Raw genomic sequence first — 18,954 nt, forward strand, 5'->3', positions numbered from 1 at the left:
CCTACGGGCTCGGCCTTCAGCCGGAAGCCTGAATTGCAGCTAAGGGGTTGCGTATGCCTTTCGATCTCGCCGCCCGCCTGGCCCAGCGCCAGGCGGAGGACCTCTACCGCCGCCGCCCGCTGCTGGAATCGCCGCAGGGCCCGGAGGTGGTCATTGACGGCCAGCCGATGCTGGCCTTCTGTTCCAACGATTACCTGGGGCTGGCCAATCACCCCGAGGTGATTGCCGCGCTGCGCGCCGGCGCCGAACGCTGGGGCGTCGGTGGTGGCGCCTCGCACCTGGTCAACGGCCACTGCGGCCCGCACCACGAACTGGAGCTGGCACTCGCCGAGTTCACCGGTCGCCCGCGCGCGCTGCTGTTTTCTACCGGCTACATGGCCAACCTGGGCACCGTCACCGCGCTCGTCGGCAAGGGCGACAGCGTGCTGGAGGACCGCCTCAACCACGCCTCGCTGCTGGATGCCGGATTGCTTTCCGGTGCGCGCTTTTCGCGCTATCTGCACAACGATGCCGCCAGCCTCGCCTCGCGCCTGGAGAAGGCCGAAGGCAACACGCTGGTCGTTACCGACGGCGTGTTCAGCATGGACGGCGACCTGGCCGACCTGCCCAGCCTTTGCGCGACGGCTAGACAGCAGAATGCCTGGGTGATGGTCGACGACGCCCACGGCTTCGGCCCGCTGGGCGCAACGGGTGGCGGTATCGTCGAACACTTCGGCTTGAGCATGGAGGACGCGCCTGTACTGGTCGGTACCCTCGGCAAGGCCTTCGGCACCGCCGGCGCCTTCGTCGCCGGTAGCGAGGAACTGATCGAGACGCTGATCCAGTTCGCCCGCCCCTACATCTACACCACCAGCCAGCCGCCCGCCGTGGCCTGCGCCACGCTGAAAAGCCTGGAACTGCTGCGCGCCGAGAGCTGGCGCCGTGATCACCTGAATGCGCTGATCGCGCGTTTCCGCACCGGCGCCACGGCCATCGGCCTGCGCCTGATGGACAGCCCGACGCCGATCCAGCCGATTCTCATCGGCGGCAGCGCCCAGGCCATGGCGTTGTCCGCGGAGCTGCGCCAGCGCGGCATTCTGGTCGGGGCGATCCGCCCGCCCACCGTACCCGCCGGCACCGCGCGCCTGCGCGTGACCCTGTCCGCCTCGCACACCGAGGCACAGGTCGACCGCCTGCTGGTGGCGCTGGCCGAAAGCTGGCAGCGCGTGTCGTCTAGCCTTCTGGCAGAGATCGATGCCGAGGAGGGCGATGATGCGTGACCAACTGATCCTGCTGCCGGGCTGGGGCCTGGGCAGCGCACCGCTGGAACCGTTGCGCGATGCGCTGCTGGAGCAGGCGCCACATTTGAACGTACAGATCGAGCCGCTGCCCGACGACGCCGACCCGAACGTGTGGCTCGACGAGCTGGACGACAACGTCGCCCACGACGCCTGGATCGCCGGCTGGTCGCTGGGCGGCATGCTCGGCGCCGAACTGGCCGCGCGCCGGGGCGAGTCCTGCCGCGGCCTGATCACGCTGGCCAGCAACCCCTGTTTCCGCCGCCGCGAGGACTGGCCGGAGTCGATGGCCAATGAGGTGTTCGAGGACTTCTTCGAAGCCTTCCTGCTGGAGCCGCACCTGGTGCGCAAGCGCTTCACGATGCTGGTCAGCCAGGGAGCCCGCGACGCTCGCACCCTCGCTCGCCAGCTGCAGGTGGCGCTGCCGCAGATGAATGTCGAAGGGCTCACCGCCGGCCTGCAACTGCTGGGGCAACTGGATACCCGCGCCGCATTGGGCCGCTATCCCGGACCGCAGTTGCACCTGTTCGCTGCCAACGATGCGCTGGTCCCGGCGAGCGCCGCGAATGCCTTGCTGGAATGGCTGCCGGATGTCGAGGTCAACCTGCTGCCCGGAACCAGCCACGGGCTGCCACTGGAGCAGCCGGACGAAGTGGCCGGCGCCATCCTGCGTTTCATCCACGAGGGCGACGATGCCTGATTGCAGTAGTACCGGCTTGCCCGACAAACGCCAGGTGGCCGCTTCCTTCTCCCGCGCCGCATCGACCTACGACGCGGTAGCCGAACTGCAGCGTGCCGTCGGCAACCGTCTGCTGGAGTCTTTGCCAGCCGAGGGCGTGCCGCAGCGCTGGATCGACCTGGGGAGCGGTACCGGTTATTTCACCCGCGCCCTGGCGGCTCGTTATCCACATTCGCAGGGGCTGTCCGTCGACATCGCCGAGGGCATGCTGCGCCACGCCCGCGAGCAGGGTGGCGCGCACCACTTTGTCGGTGGAGACGCCGAGTGCCTGCCGCTGCGCGACGGCGCGGCTGATCTGCTGTTCTCCAGCCTGGCCCTGCAGTGGTGCGCCGATCTTCCGGCCGTGCTCGCAGAGGCGCGCCGAGTGCTGCGCCCCGGTGGCGTGCTGGCCTTCAGCAGCCTGTGCATCGGCACCCTGGGCGAGTTGCGGCAGAGCTGGGAGGCGGTGGACGGTTTCGTCCACGTGAACCGCTTCCGCGCCTTCGAGCAGTACCAACGGCTTTGCGCCGACAGCGGCCTGGATCTGCTGGACCTGCGTACCGAGGATCGCGTCCTGCACTTCCCCGACCTGCGCAGCTTGACCCATGAGCTCAAGGCCCTCGGCGCGCACAACCTCAATCCCGGCCGGCCCGACGGCCTCACCGGGCGCGAGCGGGTGCGCGCGCTGATCGCCGCCTACGAGCGCTTCCGCCAGCCCGAGGGGCTGCCGGCGACCTATCGGGTGGTCTACGCCGTCCTGCGCAAACCTTCTTCCCTGTAGGAGCGAGGGGGACGCCATCGTTATTGCTCGCGAACCCGCCCAGCTCGAGTGCTGCCGGTGAATCCCGTTCGCGAGCACGTTCGCTCCTACATCAAAGAGCCAAGAGGAACCCATGTCCCACGCCTACTTCGTCACCGGCACCGACACCGAGATCGGCAAGACCACCATCGCTGCCGGCCTGCTCCATGCGGCGCGGCAGGCAGGCTTGTCCACCGCGGCTGCCAAGCCCGTGGCCTCCGGCTGCGAGCGCAGCCCCGAGGGCCTGCGCAACTCCGACGCGCTGGCGCTGCTGGGCGAGTGCAGCGTGCCGCTGGCCTACGAGCAGGTGAACCCCTTCGCCTTCGAGCCGGCCATTGCGCCGCACCTTGCCGCCCGCGAGCAGGGCGTGAAGCTGACGGTCGAAGCGCTCAAGGGCCCGGTGCGTTCGGTGCTGGAACTGGGCGCCGACTTCACCCTGGTGGAAGGCGCCGGTGGCTGGCGCGTGCCGTTGGCGGGGGAAGAGAACCTGTCGGACCTCGCCGTCGCCCTCGGGCTGCCGGTAATCCTGGTGGTCGGGGTGCGCCTGGGCTGCATCAACCACGCCGTGCTCAGCGCCGAGGCCATCCAGCGCGATGGCCTGGTGCTGGCCGGCTGGGTGGCGAACATCGTCGACGCGCAGACCTCCCGTCTGGAAGAGAACCTCGCGACCCTCGCCGAGCGACTGCCCGCGCCCTGCCTCGGGCGCGTGCCGCGCCTGGCCTCGGCGACTCCGGCGGCGGTGTCTGCGCATCTGGACCTGGGCATCCTGGATTTGTAACCGAGCCTTGGCCTGGGGCGGTCTGTCTGCTTGAATAGTGGCCACTTGCTGCTTTTGTTGTGGAGGCGTGACGATGGAAATTTCCGGTAATGCTTTCTCTGCGGGCCTGTATGGCGTGCAGAACGGCCAGCGCCGCGTCGACCGCACCAGTACCGACATCGCCACCGCCGGCACCGCGCCCAGCGAAGTGCTCAACGACCGCCTGGTGGACCTGCGCCGCGGCGAGCACGAAGTGAAGGCCAACGCCAAGGTCATTCAGGCAGCCGACGAAACGCTCGGCACCTTGATCGATATCCGCGCCTGATCGCGCCTCTTCCCACTCCCTGATTTCCCTGTAGCGGCCGGCTGTCCTCGAGACACGCCGGCCGCTCTGCCATGGGCTTTAATTATCCTCAGGACGTCGCTGCGAATGCGTCGCTCGGACAGCGCCGCAGGCGTGACCGGATGGTCGGTTTGCATGCTTGACAAGGGTATGGCGTAAACGTATGTTTCAAACGCCTGTTTGACTGTCCGGATGCGTGCGCGCACCGACTGGGCGGCCGGGAATGCTCCCGCACTGCGACCGCAGCAACCGGTCGCCCATTAACCAGAACCCTTCGTAGAGGTTTACCGCTATGCCTGATTACAAGGCCCCCTTGCGTGATATCCGTTTCGTTCGCGACGAGCTGCTGGGCTACGAAGCGCACTACCAGAACCTGCCGGGCGCCGAAGACGCCACCCCGGACATGGTCAATGCCATCCTCGAAGAGGGTGCGAAGTTCTGCGAACAGGTAATCGCTCCGCTGAACCGCACTGGCGACCTGGAAGGCTGCAAATGGAGCCCGGAGGGCGTCAAGACCCCGACCGGTTTCAAAGAGGCCTACCAGCAGTTCGTCGAAGGCGGCTGGCCGAGCCTGGCCCATGACGTCGAGCACGGCGGTCAGGGCCTGCCCGAATCCCTTGGCCTTGCGATCAGCGAAATGGTCGGCCAGGCCAACTGGTCCTGGGGCATGTACCCGGGCCTGTCCCACGGCGCCATGAACACCCTGCACGCCCACGGTACCTCCGAGCAGCAGCAAACCTACCTGACCAAGCTGGTGTCCGGCGAGTGGACCGGCACCATGTGCCTGACCGAGCCGCATTGCGGCACCGACCTGGGCATGCTGCGCACCAAGGCCGAGCCGCAGGCTGATGGCACCTATAAGATCACCGGCACCAAGATCTTCATCTCCGCCGGCGAACACGACATGGCCGATAACATCGTCCACATCGTGCTGGCCCGCCTGCCCGACGCCCCGCAGGGCACCAAGGGCATTTCGCTGTTCATCGTGCCGAAGTTCCTGCCCAACGCCGAAGGTAACGTGGGCGAGCGCAACGCCGTTTCCTGTGGCTCGATCGAACACAAGATGGGGATCCACGGCAACGCCACCTGCGTGATGAACTTCGACGCCGCCACCGGCTTCCTGATCGGCCCGCCGAACAAGGGCCTGAACTGCATGTTCACCTTCATGAATACCGCTCGCCTGGGCACCGCGCTGCAAGGCCTGGCCCACGCCGAAATCGGTTTCCAGGGTGGCATCGCTTATGCTCGCGAACGTCTGCAGATGCGTTCGCTGACTGGCCCGAAAGCCCCGGAGAAGCCCGCTGACCCGATCATCGTGCACCCGGACGTACGTCGCATGCTGCTGACCGCCAAGGCATTCGCCGAGGGCAACCGCGCCATGCTGTACTTCGCCGCCAAGCAGGTCGACATCGTCCAGCGCAGCCAGGACGAAGAAGAGAAGAAAGCCGCTGACTCGATGCTGGCCTTCCTCACCCCGATCGCCAAGGCGTTCATGACCGAAGTGGGCTTCGAAGCCGCCAACCACGGCGTGCAGATCTATGGCGGCCACGGCTTCATCGCCGAGCACGGCATGGAACAGAACGTCCGCGACAGCCGCATCTCCATGCTGTACGAAGGCACCACCGGCGTTCAGGCGCTGGACCTGCTGGGCCGCAAGATCCTCATGACCCAGGGCGAAGCGCTCAAGGGCTTCACCAAGATCGTGCACAAGTTCTGCCAGGCCAACGAAGCCAACGAAGCGGTCAAAGAGTTCGTTGCACCGCTGGCGGCGCTGAACAAGGAGTGGGGCGACCTGACCATGAAGGTCGGCATGGCCGCCATGAAGGACCGCGAGGAAGTCGGCGCCGCATCGGTCGACTACCTGATGTTCTCCGGCTACGCGTGCCTGGCCTACTTCTGGGCCGACATGGCTCGCCTGGCGGCCGAGAAGCTGGCTGCCGGTACCAGCGAAGAGGCCTTCTACCAGGCCAAGCTGAAGACCGCGCGCTTCTACTTCCAGCGCATCCTGCCGCGCACCCGCGCGCACGTCGGCGCCATGCTGTCGGGTGCCAACAACCTGATGGACCTGGCCGAGGAAGATTTCGCCCTCGGTTACTGATCAGGGGAGGGTGGCCCGCCGCCCGTCTGCTGAACAGGAAGGAGCCCGCCGCAAGGCGGGCTTTTTCGTATCCGATGCCACACAAATGTCCGCAGAAAATGCCATCATTACGCCACTTGCCGATCGACTGACGGCGAGCCCGGCACCCACCTTGCGGAACCCCTTGTGCGACCCACGGCCCCCTACCGGCTCAGCCACTTCCTCACGCCTTTGCTGCTGATCCCGGCCGGCATCGCCGCCGGCTCCTTGGCCGAACTGTCCGATTTCTTCACCTCACTGTTCAATGTCCTGCCGACCCTGCTGCTGTTGCTCGGTGGCGCGCTATGCCTGGTCTACAACCGCCAGCGCCAACTGTTCATGCTGTCCTGCGTTTACATCGCCTACTTCCTGCTCGATACCCAGGTCGATTACTTCCAGGCCCACCGCGTGGTGATGCCGGAGGCGGCATTGGTCTTCCACCTGTGCTGCGTGCTGTTGCCGCTGCTGTTTGGAATGTATGGCATCTGGCAGGAGCGTATGCACCTGCTGCAGGACCTTCTGGCCCGCAGCGCCGCGCTGATTGCCGTAGCCGGAGTCGCGACGGCCCTGGCCAGGCGTTTCCCGCAGGGCCTGGCGGAACTGCTCAGCGCCACCTACTGGCCGGCCTTGCACGGCCAATGGATGAACCTGGCGCAGTTGTCCTACTTCGGCTTCTTCATGGCCTTCGTCGCCCTGGTCGCCGCCTACGTGCGCCAGCCGCGGCCGCTGCACGCGGCGCAACTGGTTGGCTTGCTTGGCCTGTTATGGATGCTGCCCAAGGTATTCATCCTGCCCCATGCGCTCACCGTGATGACCAGCCTGGTCATGCTCACCCTCGCTGGCGCGGTGGCGCACGAGGCTTACCAGATGGCCTTCCGCGACGAGCTCACCGGCCTGCCTGGCCGTCGCGCGCTGAACGAGCGCTTCCAGCGCCTGGGCCAGCAGTACGTGCTGGCGATGATCGACGTCGACCACTTCAAGAAATTCAACGACAGCCACGGCCACGACGTCGGCGACCAGGTGCTGCGCATGGTTGCCAGCCAGCTGCGTCGCACGGGCGGCGGCGGCAAGGCGTACCGTTATGGCGGCGAGGAATTCACGCTGGTGTTCGCCGGCAAGACGGTGGAACAGTGCCTGCCGTACCTCGACGGCGTTCGCCAGGCCATCGAGAGCTACGCGATGCACCTGCGCGACCGCGGCAACCGTCCCAAGGACGATCGACAGGGCCGCAACAGACGTGCGGGCAAGGAAGCGCAAACCGTCTCGGTGACCATCAGCGTCGGCGTCGCCGAGCGCGATGGCGAGCGGCGCAGCCCGGAAGAGGTCATCAAGGGTGCCGACGAGGCGTTGTACGCGGCCAAGAGCGGTGGGCGCAATCGCGTGGCTGTGCACGGGCAATCCCGTCGTGGCGCGGTGCGCACCGGTTGACCCGGCCGGGTTATGACTGCGCATTCAGCGCGTGCAGCGTGATTGTCCGGGCGGTCACGGGCCGTTAGGTTCGAGGTTTCCGCGCCGCTTCGGCGCACGAACCGAACGGAGATTCGCGATGCCCGAGTACAAGGCCCCCCTGCGCGACGTGCGCTTCCTCACCGACGAAGTCTTCGACTTCACCGGCCGCTACGAAGCCCTCGGCGCCACCGACGCCACCCCGGACATGTTCGCCGCCATCCTCGAGGAAGGCGCGAAGTTCTGCGAACAGGTCATCGCCCCGCTGAACCGCTCCGGCGACGAGGAAGGCTGCCATTTCGACAACGGCGTGGTGACCACGCCCAAGGGCTTCAAGGAAGCCTTCGCGCAGTACGTCGAGGCTGGCTGGAACGGCGTTTCCAGCGAGCCCGAATACGGTGGCCAGGGCCTGCCGCCGTCGCTTGGCCTGCTGGTCAGCGAGATGATCGGCGCCTCCAACTGCTCCTGGGGCATGTACCCCGGCCTGACCAAGGGCGCCATGGCCGCCATCCACGCCCACGGCAGCGAGGAGCAGAAGAACACCTACCTGCCGCGCATGACCAGCGCGGTGTGGACCGGCACCATGTGCCTGACCGAACCGCATTGCGGCACCGACCTGGGCATCATCAAGACACGCGCCGTGCCCAATGCCGACGGCAGCTACGCGATCACCGGCACCAAGATCTTCATCTCCGCTGGCGAGCACGATCTCTCCGAGAACATCATCCACCTGGTGCTGGCCAAGCTTCCGGATGCGCCGGCCGGTACCAAGGGCATCTCGCTGTTCATCGTGCCCAAGTTCAACCTGGACGCGAATGGTGACGCCGGCGAGCGCAACGCCGTGGCCTGCGGCTCCATCGAGCACAAGATGGGCATCAAGGCTTCCGCCACCTGCGTGATGAACTTCGACGGCGCCAAGGGCTTCCTGATCGGCGAGGCCAACAAGGGCCTGGCCTGCATGTTCACCATGATGAACCACGCACGCCTGGGCACCGGCATGCAGGGCCTCTGCCTCGGCGAAACCAGCTACCAGGGCGCCGTGCGCTACGCCCAGGACCGCCTGCAGATGCGTTCGCTGACCGGCCCGAAGGCGCCGGAGAAGCCCGCCGACCCGATCATCGTCCACCCGGACGTACGCCGCATGCTGCTGACCATGAAGGCGTTCAACGAGGGCAACCGCGCTCTGGCCTACTTCACCGCGCAACTGCTGGACATCGAGCACCTGTCCCAGGACGCTGAGGAGCGCGAGCGCGCCGGCAACCTGCTGGCCTTCCTTACCCCGATCTGCAAGGCCTTCATGACCGAGACCGGCCTGGAAGTCACCAACCATGGCATGCAGGTGTTCGGCGGTCACGGCTTCATCCGCGAATGGGGCATGGAGCAGTTGGTGCGCGACTGCCGCATCGCGCCGATCTATGAGGGCACCAACGGCATCCAGGCGCTGGACCTGCTGGGCCGCAAGGTCCTCGGTAGCCAGGGCAAGCTGCTGATGGGCTTCACCAAGCTGGTGCACCAGCTCTGCCAGCAGCACGCCGAGCACCCGCAGCTCAAGGCCCAGGTCGCCCAGTTGGCGGCGCTGAACAAGCAGTGGGGCGAACTGACCCAGAAGCTCGGCCTGGCCGCCATGAAGAACCCGGACGAAGTCGGTGCCGCCTCGGTGGATTACCTGATGTACTCCGGCTACATCACCCTCGGCTACTTCTGGCTGCGCATGGCGCTGGTCGCCCAGCAGAAGCTGGAGGAGGGCGCCGGCGAGAAGGCCTTCTACGAAACCAAGCTGGCTACCGCCGAGTTCTACTTCAGCCGTCTGCTGCCCCGCGCGCTGTCCCACGTGGCGGCGGCGGAGGCTGGCTCCGAGGTACTGATGCGCCTATCGGCCGAGCAGTTCGCCTTGTAATCCCTGGCTGACCGCGTAGGGCGGATAAAGCGGAACGCTTTATCCGCCGGCCCAAACGACGGATAACGCCCCCTGGCGTTATGCGCCCTGCGTGCTGGAGACCGTGTGCCAGACAAGAAGGCCCGCCCTGCGCGGGCCTTCCGCCTATCGCTACAAAATATGACCAAACTATTGTTGTGCGGTCATATCATGACGCTTAATCTCTGAAAAGTTGTTGGAGTAAACTCCGGCGGCGTACCTTCGTGTACCTCCTATTCTGATACCGCTGGCTGCCTGATCAGCCGTCGTTTTCGTTCGAGGATCCATCATGGCTGACTACAAAGCTCCCCTGCGCGACATGCAATTCGTCCTCAATGAAGTCTTCGAGGTTGCCAAGCTCTGGGGCGAACTGCCCGTCCTGGCCGAGACCGTCGATGCCGAGACCGCCTCGGCGATCCTCGAAGAGGCCGGTAAAGTCACCGGCGGCGTGATCGCCCCGCTGAACCGCAGCGGCGACGAAGAAGGCTGCAGCTGGAGCGCCGAGGGTGTGAAGACCCCGGCCGGCTTCCCCGAGGCCTACCGCACCTATGCCGAAGGTGGCTGGGTGGGCGTGGGCGGCGCGCCGGAATTCGGCGGCATGGGCATGCCCAAGGTGATCGGCGCCCAGGTCGAGGAAATGGTCAACTCGGCCAACCTGTCCTTCGGCCTGTACCCGATGCTGACCGCCGGCGCCTGCCTGTCGCTGCTCAACCACGCCAGCGAAGAACTCAAGGCCAAGTACCTGCCGAACATGTACGCCGGCACCTGGGCCGGCTCCATGTGCCTGACCGAGCCGCACGCCGGCACCGACCTGGGCATGATCCGTACCAAGGCCGAACCGCAGGCCGACGGCAGCTTCAAGATTTCCGGCACCAAGATCTTCATCACCGGCGGCGAGCATGACCTGACCGAGAACATCATCCACCTGGTGCTGGCCAAGCTTCCCGATGCACCGGCCGGTTCCAAGGGCATCTCGCTGTTCCTGGTGCCGAAGGTGATGGTCAACGCAGACGGCTCCCTGGCCGAGCGCAATGCGGTGTCCTGTGGCTCCATCGAACACAAGATGGGCATCAAGGGCTCCGCCACCTGCGTGATGAACTTCGACGGCGCCACCGGCTGGATCGTCGATGCCCCGAACAAGGGCCTGGCCGCCATGTTCACCATGATGAACTACGAGCGCCTGGGCGTTGGCATCCAGGGCCTGGCCACTGGCGAGCGCTCCTACCAGAGCGCCGTGGAATACGCCCGCGAGCGTATCCAGAGCCGCGCGCCGACCGGCCCCGTGGCCAAGGACAAGGCCGCCGACCCGATCATCGTCCACCCGGACGTGCGTCGCATGCTGCTGACCATGAAAGCGCTGAACGAGGGCGGCCGTGCCTTCTCCAGCTACGTTGCCATGCAGCTGGATACCGCCAAGTACAGCGAAGAGCCAGCCACCCGCAAGCGCGCCGAGGAACTGGTCGCACTGCTGACTCCGGTGGCCAAGGCCTTCCTCACCGACATGGGTCTGGAAACCACCATCCATGGCCAGCAGATCTTCGGCGGCCACGGCTTCATCCGCGAGTGGGGCCAGGAACAGTTGGTGCGCGATTGCCGCATCACCCAGATCTACGAAGGCACCAACGGCATCCAGGCGCTGGACCTGATGGGCCGCAAGATCGTCGGCAGCGGCGGCGCCTACGCCAAGCTGTTCACCGACGAGATTCGTGCCTTCACCGCCTCGGCTTCCGCTGAGCTGGCTGAGTTCACCGGTCCGCTGAACGCTGCCGTGCAGAACCTCGACGAGCTGACCGCCTGGGTCCTGGACCGTGCCAAGGGCAATCCGAACGAGATCGGCGCCGCCTCGGTTGAGTACCTGCACGCCTTCGGCTTCACCGCCTACGCCTATATGTGGGCGCTGATGGCGCGCGCTGCGCTGGGCAAGGAAGGCCAGGACGAGTTCTATGCCAGCAAGCTCGGCACAGCGCGCTTCTACTTCGCCCGCCTGCTGCCGCGCATCCACTCCCTGAGCGCCTCGGTGAAGGCTGGCAGCGAGTCGCTGTACCTGCTGGACGCCGCGCAGTTCTAAGCGATCGCGTGTGAAAAAGCCCCGCCTCGGCGGGGCTTTTTCATTGTGATATTTCTTTTGAGAAGAAGGGTATTTCGAATCTTTGTAAGCCATGGCTTACAAACAGCGGTGGTGATCGGCGTCTTTCTGACAACGGCTTACAGCGGTAACCTTTCTCTCAGTCAGGACATTGCGCAGGAAGCGCCAACGACAATACGGAAACAAGGGAATCCACCAAGGACGGTGGCTAGCACGGACGTCAGGATATCGGTCTGCAAAACCCCGCCTCGAAAGAGGCGGGGTTTTTTCTTGCACGCGATTTCGCGAGTGCGTCGCTCCGCGATTGGGTTACTTGTAGGAGTGAGCTTGCCCGCGAACAAATCCCCTAGCGGGGCCGGGTTCGCCAGCAAGAACCAGGTGTCCCCTCGATCCTGCGAAAAGCGGTTGTCATCAGACCGCGCCGTCGAGCAACGAGCGCAACAGCTCCACCGTTGGCTGCTGCCGCTGGGCATCGCGATAGACCAGCCCCACGCTCAGCGGAATGCGCGGTTCGCTCAGGGGTTTCCAGAGCAAGTCCTTGTGCGCATGCATCTGCCGCGCGCGGCCCGGCAGCACAGTGGCGAAGCGGCTCTGCGGCAGGCTGTCGAGGATGCCGCCCATATGATTGAGCTCCGCCTGCACCCGCGGCCGCCGGCCAATGGCCGCCAGTTGCTCCTGCCAGATCTGCCGGGCGCGGAATTCTTCGCCGAGCAGCAGCATCGGCAATTCAGCGGCCTGAGCCAGCGACACCTTCTTGAAGTCCTTCAGCGGGTGGTCCGCCGGAATCACCAGTTGCAATTCGTCCGGGTACAGTTCCACGCCGTGCAGCGCCGGCTGGCGCGGCGGCAGGAAGCCGATGCCGATATCCAGCTGACCGATCAACAGTCGACGCTCGATCTCCACGCCGGAGAGCTCGTAGATACGCACCTGCACGTGAGGCTGCGCCGCATGCAGGCGTTCCACCAGATGCGGAACCAGGCTGGCGTTGACCGTCTGCAGCACACCAATGGCCAAACTGCGTGCGCTCTGCCCGCGGAAGCCGCGCAGCGCCTCCCGGGCCCGCTCCAGGCCTTCGAGCAGCGGCACAGCGTGGTTGTACAGCGTGTGCGCGGCGGCGGTCGGCAGCAGGCGCTTGCCGCTGCGCTGGAACAGCGCCACGTCGAGGTTCTGCTCCAGCTGGCGAATCTGTTGCGACAGCGCCGGCTGGGAAATCGCCAGGCGTTCGGCGGCGCGCCCGACATGGCCTTCCTCGTAAAGCGCGACGAAATAGCGGAGCTGGCGGAAATCCATAAGGTCTTCTTATCAACGAAACTGGAAAATCGAAATGGAGTGTCACCCATCCAGGCCACTACTCTAGCGCTTGTCCGCTGTCTCAGATGGGTAGACAAAGGTGGAAAGCATCGTCATCCAGGGCGTTTTCATAGGCAAAGTCGAAGAAAGCTGGGGAGGTCTACTCAGCGATATCGACAAGCTGGAAACGCATCAGGAAGTCTGGCTCGGCGCCGAAGGGCTGCCGGGCGACGCACGGGCCGACCTGCGCCGCGACGGTGGCCTGGACCGCGCCCTGCACCACTACCCGGCCGAGCACTACCGCCACTGGCGCAAGCAGCACCCGCAGACGCGCTGGCGACAGCCGGCTTTCGGCGAGAACCTGTCGACCTTCGGGCTCAATGAACAGGAGGTCTGCATTGGCGACCTGTTTCGCTGGGGCGAGGCGCTGATCGAAGTGAGCCAGCCGCGCTCGCCCAGCTACCGCCTTGCGCGGCGTTGGAATCTCCCTGGTCTGCCGCTGGAAGTGCAGGAGCAGGGGCGTTGCGGCTGGTTCTACCGGGTGCGCCGTTCCGGCATGGTCGCACCCGACGCACCGCTGGAACTGGTGCAGCGGCACTACCCGCAGCTCAGCGTAGCGAGCCTGCTGGATTGGTACTTCGGCCACCCGCTGGACCGTACCGGCCTGCGCCTGATGATGGCCTGCGATGCTTTATCCCTGCGCTGGCGCAAGACCGCCGCGCAACGCCTCACCAGTGGCGTGCTGGAAGACTGGACGGCCCGCCTGGCGGGCCCCGAATGTTCGGAGCAGGGCGGCCTGCAAGCCTGAGCCGCGCTGTTTCGCAAATGCCCTCGCGCCCGCCCCCGGACGTCGTCTTGGTCCTGCGGGGCGGCTTTTATTCCCGCCGCCGAGCCTGTCACAGGGCTCGGCGGCGTTGTCATGTCGTCGTAACACCGCATTCCTAACCTTCCGCCGATAGCTTCTACTGACAACCCGAGCCGTCAGAAAGACGGCCGCGCGGAAGGAACCTCTGATGAGCGAGCATTTCCAGGATTTCCACGACCGGCTGGCCGCCTTCGACGACCAGGCGATCAACCCTTCCGGCAACGTGCCGATGAGCGAGCTCATCGACGCCTCGCGCCGCCGCCTGCTGAAGAACAGCCTGGTGCTGGGCGCCGTCGGTTTCCTCGGCGGCGGCCTGTTCCCCGGCCGTTCACTATTCGCCGCCGATGCGCCGGTACCGACCACGCTGCTGGGCTTCAGGGGGGTGGCGGTGCAGCAGGACCCGAAGTTCGATCGCGTGATAGTCGCCGAGGGCTACAGCGCGCGACCGTTCTTCTCCTGGGGCGACGCCGTGGTGAGCGGCTCGCCGGTCTGGAAAGGCGACGCCAGCGAGGATTGGAAGGCCCAGGAACTGCAGGCCGGCGACAACCATGACGGCATGCACTACTTCCCCTTCCCCGATGCGCCGGACAGCCACGGCTTGCTGGTGGTCAACCACGAGTACATCAACCCGACGCTGCACCCCAAGGGCCAGACTTTCGAGGACCGCCCCGATGGCACCCGTGGCCGTCCGGAAGGCGAGGTGCGCAAGGAAATCGCCGCCCACGGCCTGAGCGTGATCGAGGTGAAGAAGGACGCCAGCGGCCAGTGGCAGCGCGTCGAAGGCTCCAGCTACAACCGCCGCATCACTGGCAGCTCGCCGCTGGACCTGTCCGGCCCGCTGGCCGGCCACGACCTGCTGCGCACCGCCAGCGATCCGGAGGCGAAACAGGTGCTCGGCACCCTGAACAACTGCTCCATGGGCGTCACGCCGTGGGGCACCTACCTGGCGTGCGAGGAAAACTGGCACCAGTACTTCGTCAACCGCGACAAGGCCGACTATGCCAAGCGCGTCTCGCACAAGCGCTATGGGCTGTCCAACGGCCAGTTCAGCAACTACTACGCCTGGGAGGCGGTTGATCAGCGCTTCGACGCCACGCCCAAAGCCGACCAGCCCCACGGCGGCCATGTCAACGAACCGAACCGCTTCGGCTGGGTAGTGGAGATCGATCCGTTCGACCCGACCTCGACGCCGAAGAAGCGCACCGCCGTGGGCCGCTTCTGCCGCGAGTGCTCGACCCTTTCGCTGGGCGCCGACAACCGCATGGCCTTCTACTACGGCGACGACACCAAGGGCGAGTACATCTACAAGTTCGTCCCGGCGGGCCAGTATGAGCCGAACAACCGTGCGGCAAACGTCGACCTGCTGGACGAAGGCACCCTCTACGTCGCGCGCTTCAACGCCGATGGCAGCGGCCAGTGGCTGCCGCTGGTGCATGGGCAGAATGGCCTCACCGCCGAGAACGGTTTCGCCAGCCAGGCCGAGGTACTGGTCAACGCCCGTGCCGCCGCCGACCTGCTGGGCGCCACGCCGATGGATCGTCCCGAGTGGGTCGCGGTGCAGCAGACCACCCGTGAGGTCTACGTCAGCCTCACCAACAACGATGCGCGCGGCAAGAAGCAGGCGGTGGACGCGGCCAACCCGCGCAAGGACAACCTGCACGGGCAGATCCTGCGCTGGAACGAAGCCGGCGGTGACCCAACCGCCAGTACCTTCGAGTGGGAAATCTTCCTGCTGGCTGGCGAGCACAAGGGCTCCACTGCGCCGGAGAACCTGATCGGCACCATCAACGGCGATATCTTTTCCTCGCCGGATGGACTGTATTTCGACACCACCGGCCGTCTGTGGATCGAGACCGACTACGACGATGCCGAGGCGCCGATGCAGGCGATGGGTTGCAACCAGCTGCTCTGCGCCGACCCACACAGCCGCGAGGTGCGCCGCTTCCTGGTCGGCCCGCGTGGCTGCGAGCTGACGGGGATTACCCAGAGCCCTGATGGCAGGACGATGTGGGTGAACATTCAGCACCCGTCCCTCAGCTTCCCGGCCAGCGACGGCCAGAGCATTCCGCGTTCGACGACGATGGTGATCACCAAGGACGATGGGGGTGTGATCGGGACTTGATGGGCAGAGTGGCGAGGGGGAGGGGCTTTAGGGAAACTCGCCGCTCGGGCGGTCCGCTGGAACCTTAAAGCTCGACCTCCCCCCCGGCCAACGCGCACAACTCGGTGAAATCGACGATCTCCGTCTCCCGCCCGTCCACCCGTACCAGCCCGTGCTTCTGCAGGCGGGTAAAGCTGCGCGACACCGTTTCCACCGCCAGCCCCAGTAGTCACCGATCTCGTTGCGCGACATGCTCAGGCGGAAGCGCGTGGCAGAGAAACCACGCTCGCGGAAATGCGCGGAGATGTTCAGCAGGAAAGCAGCGATGCGCGAGTCCGAGTTCAGCCGCGAGAGCAGCAGCTTCATCTGCTGATCCTCACGGATCTTGCGGCTCATCATCAGCATGATCTGGTGCGACAGGCCGGGAATCTGCAGCGACAGCTCCTCCAGCTGGTTGAATGGAATCTCGCTGCACAGCGTGCTTTCCAGTGCCTGCGCCGACACCGGATAGCTGCCTTCGCCCATGCCGGAGAAACCGAAGATCTCGGTGGCGAAATAGAACCCGGTGATCTTCTCCAGCCCCTGCTCGTTGGTGGTGAAGGTCTTGATCGAACCGGAACGCACCAGGAACACGCTGTGGAAGGGATCGCCCTGGCGGAACACGAAGTCGCCCTTATGCAGCAGGTGCCCCGGCTTGATGATCGCCTCCAGCTCCTCGACCTTCTCGTCGCTAAGAGTGGGCGGCGCCAGCCGGCAGTTCTTGCAGTACGGTTGCGGTTTGATCATCTGATTCATCCATATCCCCATGCGCCGGCCAATCGCGCGCAATTCAGCGTTCCTCGGGCGTATCGCCCCCTCATGGAACCATAGCAACTGACAGCCATCTGTCATCCGTCGGATCACTGGTCGGGAAGCAGGCCAATGGATTTTTCATACCCGCTTGACCCTTTCTTCACTGCGCCGACTTCAGTCTCCACGCCCATGCACCGGGGTCATTGGGGGAGACCACAGGAACTCCGGGGTGCCGTGACGCGACCCGCGCGTCGATCCCGCTCATTTTCCGGAGATATGTCGTGAATAAACTGCCACAGATCACCCTGGCCTTCTGGGTGATGAAAATCTGCGCCACCACTCTGGGGGAAACCGCCGGCGACCTGTTGTCGATGACCCTGAACGTCGGCTATGCGATCAGCTCGCTGATCCTCATCAGCGTCTTCCTCGTCACCCTGGTCGGCCAGCTCGCCAGCAAGCGCTACGTGCCCTGGCTGTACTGGCTGGTGATCCTCTCCACCAGCACCGCCGGCACCACCATGTCCGATTTCATGGACCGCACCCTGGGCCTGGGCTACGCCAGCGGCTCGGCGATCCTGGTCAGCATCCTGGTGGCGATCTTCGCGGCCTGGCGCTTCAGCGGTACCTCGCTGTCGGTGGACAACATCCGCAGCTTCAAGGGCGAGATGTTCTACTGGGTCGCCATCCTCTTCTCCAACACCCTGGGCACCGCACTGGGCGACTTCCTCGCCGACGACTCCGGCCTGGGCTTCGCCGGCGGCGCGCTGCTGATCGGCAGCCTGATCGCCGTGGTCGTGCTGCTGCATTACTTCACCAAGCTTTCCTCGGTGCTGCTGTTCTGGGTGGCCTTCGTGCTGACCCGGCCGTTCGGCGCGACCCTGGGCGACGTGCTGACCAAGTCCCACGAGAAGGGTGGGCTGGACTTCGGCACCATCGGCTCCTCGGCCATCCTCGCCGGTATCCTGGTGGCGCTGGTGGTCATGGTCAGCATGCGGCAGAAGCGCGAAGGGCAGGACAGCGCAGCAGTGCTGTCTTCCTGACGAGTTGAAGCGGAGTCCGCCGGACGAAAAGACCGGCGGACTAGCCTTGTGAAATTTGTTCTGTTATTTTTCATGAAAAATAAACAGAACAATTTCACGAGGTCGCGATGTTCCTGCGCTCCGCCGAGCCGGTCGGCACCTACTACGCCGGTACCAACCCCGAGCTGATCCAGCCGCGCGATGTGCTGCGCGAGCCGCTGGAATGCGAAGTCCTGGTGATCGGTGCCGGGTTCAGTGGCCTGCACACGGCGCTGCAACTGGTGGAAGGCGGCCGTCAGGTCTGCATGATCGAAGCCAGCCGCATTGCCTGGGCTGCCTCCGGACGCAACGGCGGGCAGGCATTGCCGGGCTGGTCCAGCGACCTCGGTCCCATCGAGGACGACCTCGGCCATGAAGGCGCGCTGCGCCTGTGGCAGGGCATGTTGTGGGCCGCCCACGAACTGCGCGACCTGCCGCAACGCCACGGCTTCGACTGCGATTACCGCATCGGCCACCTGTGGACCGCCGTGCTGCAACGCCGCGTTGGCTCGCTCTACGACTGGCAGGCCGAAGCCAATCGTCGCTGGGGCTACGAAGGCCTGCAATTCATCCCCCGTGAAGACCTGCCGCAGTGGATCGCCAGCGACCGCTACCAGGCCGGCCTGTACGATCCCAACTCTGCGCACCTGAATCCGCTCAAGCTGGCCTACGGCCTTGCCGGGGCCATCGAGCGCGCTGGCGGCCGCATCTTCGAGCAGACCCGCGCGCTGAGCTTCCGCGAGAGCGGCAACGGCTACGAGGTGACAACCGAGCATGGCAGCGTGCGCTGCGCCTCCCTGGTGCTGGCCTGCAACGCCTATATCGACGGGCTGGACCGCGACGTCTCCGAGCGCATCCTGCCGGTGGGCACCTACCAGGTCGCCACCGCGCCGCTGGGCGAGGAGCTGGCTCGTTCACTGCTGCCGAGGAACTGCTGCGTCACCGACAACCAGTTCGTCCTCGACTACTTCCGCCTGACCCCCGATCATCGCCTGCTGTTCGGCGGCGGCTGCACCTACCTGGGCGGCATGCCTTCGGACATCCGCGCCGCTACGCGCCCCTATGTCGAGCGGGTATTCCCGCAGCTCAAGGGCGTGGAACTGGAGTACGCCTGGGGCGGGCACATCGACTGCAGCATGCGGCGCACCCCGGACATCGGCCGGCGCGGCGATCTCTACTGGCTGCAGGGCTATTCCGGCCACGGCGTACTGCCCAGCCTGGCCGCTGCCCATGCGGTGAGCGAGGCGATGCAGGGGCGCAGTGACGAGCTTGACCTCTATCAACGCATCCGCAATCCCGGGTTCCCCGGCGGCCAGCGCTTCGCCGCGCCACTGGAAGCCGTCGGCAAGGCCTGGTATCGATTGCGGGACTTTGTCTAATTCGGAACCTGC

Annotated in this window: 14 protein-coding genes and 1 pseudogene; 13 read left to right on the forward strand and 2 right to left on the reverse strand. The window is 65.5% G+C overall.

The window, feature by feature from the left end; translation table 11 throughout:
• Nucleotides 1-53: 53 nt before the first annotated feature.
• The 9 genes from bioF to A9513_RS23100 all read left to right on the forward strand — a co-directional run bounded on the left by bioF (nucleotide 54) and on the right by A9513_RS23100 (nucleotide 11,439).
• Nucleotides 54-1,259, forward strand: coding sequence for an 8-amino-7-oxononanoate synthase (bioF, locus tag A9513_RS23060; RefSeq protein WP_065085685.1), 1,206 nt, complete (start codon nucleotides 54-56; stop codon nucleotides 1,257-1,259).
• On the forward strand, nucleotides 1,252-1,977 hold the full coding sequence (locus A9513_RS23065; protein ID WP_065085686.1) for an alpha/beta fold hydrolase: 726 nt from the start codon (nucleotides 1,252-1,254) through the stop codon (nucleotides 1,975-1,977). The genes bioF and A9513_RS23065 overlap by 8 nt, the downstream gene beginning before the upstream one ends.
• Nucleotides 1,970-2,776: a malonyl-ACP O-methyltransferase BioC gene (bioC, locus tag A9513_RS23070; protein WP_065085687.1), complete on the forward strand. Its 807-nt coding sequence runs from the start codon at nucleotides 1,970-1,972 to the stop codon at nucleotides 2,774-2,776. The genes A9513_RS23065 and bioC overlap by 8 nt, the downstream gene beginning before the upstream one ends.
• A gap of 112 nt (nucleotides 2,777-2,888) precedes the next feature.
• Entirely contained in the window at nucleotides 2,889-3,572 is a 684-nt protein-coding gene (bioD, locus tag A9513_RS23075; RefSeq protein WP_024763629.1) for a dethiobiotin synthase, read from the forward strand.
• Between the two features lie 73 nt (nucleotides 3,573-3,645).
• On the forward strand, nucleotides 3,646-3,876 hold the full coding sequence (locus A9513_RS23080; RefSeq protein ID WP_065085688.1) for a hypothetical protein: 231 nt from the start codon (nucleotides 3,646-3,648) through the stop codon (nucleotides 3,874-3,876).
• A gap of 310 nt (nucleotides 3,877-4,186) precedes the next feature.
• Nucleotides 4,187-5,992 (forward strand): phenylacyl-CoA dehydrogenase, encoded by a 1,806-nt coding sequence (locus A9513_RS23085; protein WP_065085689.1) that lies wholly within the window; start codon nucleotides 4,187-4,189, stop codon nucleotides 5,990-5,992.
• 165 nt (nucleotides 5,993-6,157) lie between these two features.
• The gene (locus A9513_RS23090; protein WP_038803505.1) at nucleotides 6,158-7,438 is read left to right on the forward strand and encodes a diguanylate cyclase; all 1,281 of its coding nucleotides are present in this window, start codon (nucleotides 6,158-6,160) and stop codon (nucleotides 7,436-7,438) included.
• Between the two features lie 118 nt (nucleotides 7,439-7,556).
• Nucleotides 7,557-9,353: an acyl-CoA dehydrogenase C-terminal domain-containing protein gene (locus tag A9513_RS23095; protein ID WP_024763626.1), complete on the forward strand. Its 1,797-nt coding sequence runs from the start codon at nucleotides 7,557-7,559 to the stop codon at nucleotides 9,351-9,353.
• Between the two features lie 307 nt (nucleotides 9,354-9,660).
• Nucleotides 9,661-11,439: an acyl-CoA dehydrogenase C-terminal domain-containing protein gene (locus tag A9513_RS23100; RefSeq protein ID WP_065085690.1), complete on the forward strand. Its 1,779-nt coding sequence runs from the start codon at nucleotides 9,661-9,663 to the stop codon at nucleotides 11,437-11,439.
• Nucleotides 11,440-11,868: 429 nt separating this feature from the next.
• Here the strand turns inward: A9513_RS23100 and A9513_RS23105 are convergent, their stop codons facing one another.
• Complete coding sequence (locus A9513_RS23105; protein ID WP_024763624.1) at nucleotides 11,869-12,747, reverse strand: LysR family transcriptional regulator; 879 nt, start codon at nucleotides 12,745-12,747, stop codon at nucleotides 11,869-11,871.
• A gap of 100 nt (nucleotides 12,748-12,847) precedes the next feature.
• On the opposite strand from A9513_RS23105, the gene A9513_RS23110 reads away from it, so the two are divergent.
• Together A9513_RS23110 and A9513_RS23115 are read left to right on the forward strand one after the other, a co-directional pair.
• Nucleotides 12,848-13,555 (forward strand): MOSC domain-containing protein, encoded by a 708-nt coding sequence (locus tag A9513_RS23110; protein WP_024763623.1) that lies wholly within the window; start codon nucleotides 12,848-12,850, stop codon nucleotides 13,553-13,555.
• A gap of 205 nt (nucleotides 13,556-13,760) precedes the next feature.
• Nucleotides 13,761-15,734, forward strand: coding sequence for a PhoX family phosphatase (locus A9513_RS23115; RefSeq protein ID WP_038803506.1), 1,974 nt, complete (start codon nucleotides 13,761-13,763; stop codon nucleotides 15,732-15,734).
• Nucleotides 15,735-15,798: 64 nt separating this feature from the next.
• Here A9513_RS23115 and fnr read toward each other — a convergent pair.
• Nucleotides 15,799-16,508: pseudogene (fnr, locus tag A9513_RS23120) on the reverse strand (fumarate/nitrate reduction transcriptional regulator Fnr).
• A gap of 278 nt (nucleotides 16,509-16,786) precedes the next feature.
• Here fnr and A9513_RS23125 point away from each other — a divergent pair.
• Both A9513_RS23125 and A9513_RS23130 read left to right on the forward strand, forming a co-directional pair.
• Nucleotides 16,787-17,545, forward strand: coding sequence for a membrane protein (locus tag A9513_RS23125; protein WP_024763621.1), 759 nt, complete (start codon nucleotides 16,787-16,789; stop codon nucleotides 17,543-17,545).
• Nucleotides 17,546-17,652: 107 nt separating this feature from the next.
• Nucleotides 17,653-18,942, forward strand: a complete 1,290-nt coding sequence (locus tag A9513_RS23130; RefSeq protein ID WP_065085691.1) for an FAD-binding oxidoreductase — start codon at nucleotides 17,653-17,655, stop codon at nucleotides 18,940-18,942.
• Nucleotides 18,943-18,954: the final 12 nt, after the last annotated feature.

The sequence above is a fragment of the Pseudomonas sp. AU12215 genome, from assembly GCF_001675465.2.
Classification (GTDB): domain Bacteria; phylum Pseudomonadota; class Gammaproteobacteria; order Pseudomonadales; family Pseudomonadaceae; genus Pseudomonas; species Pseudomonas nitroreducens.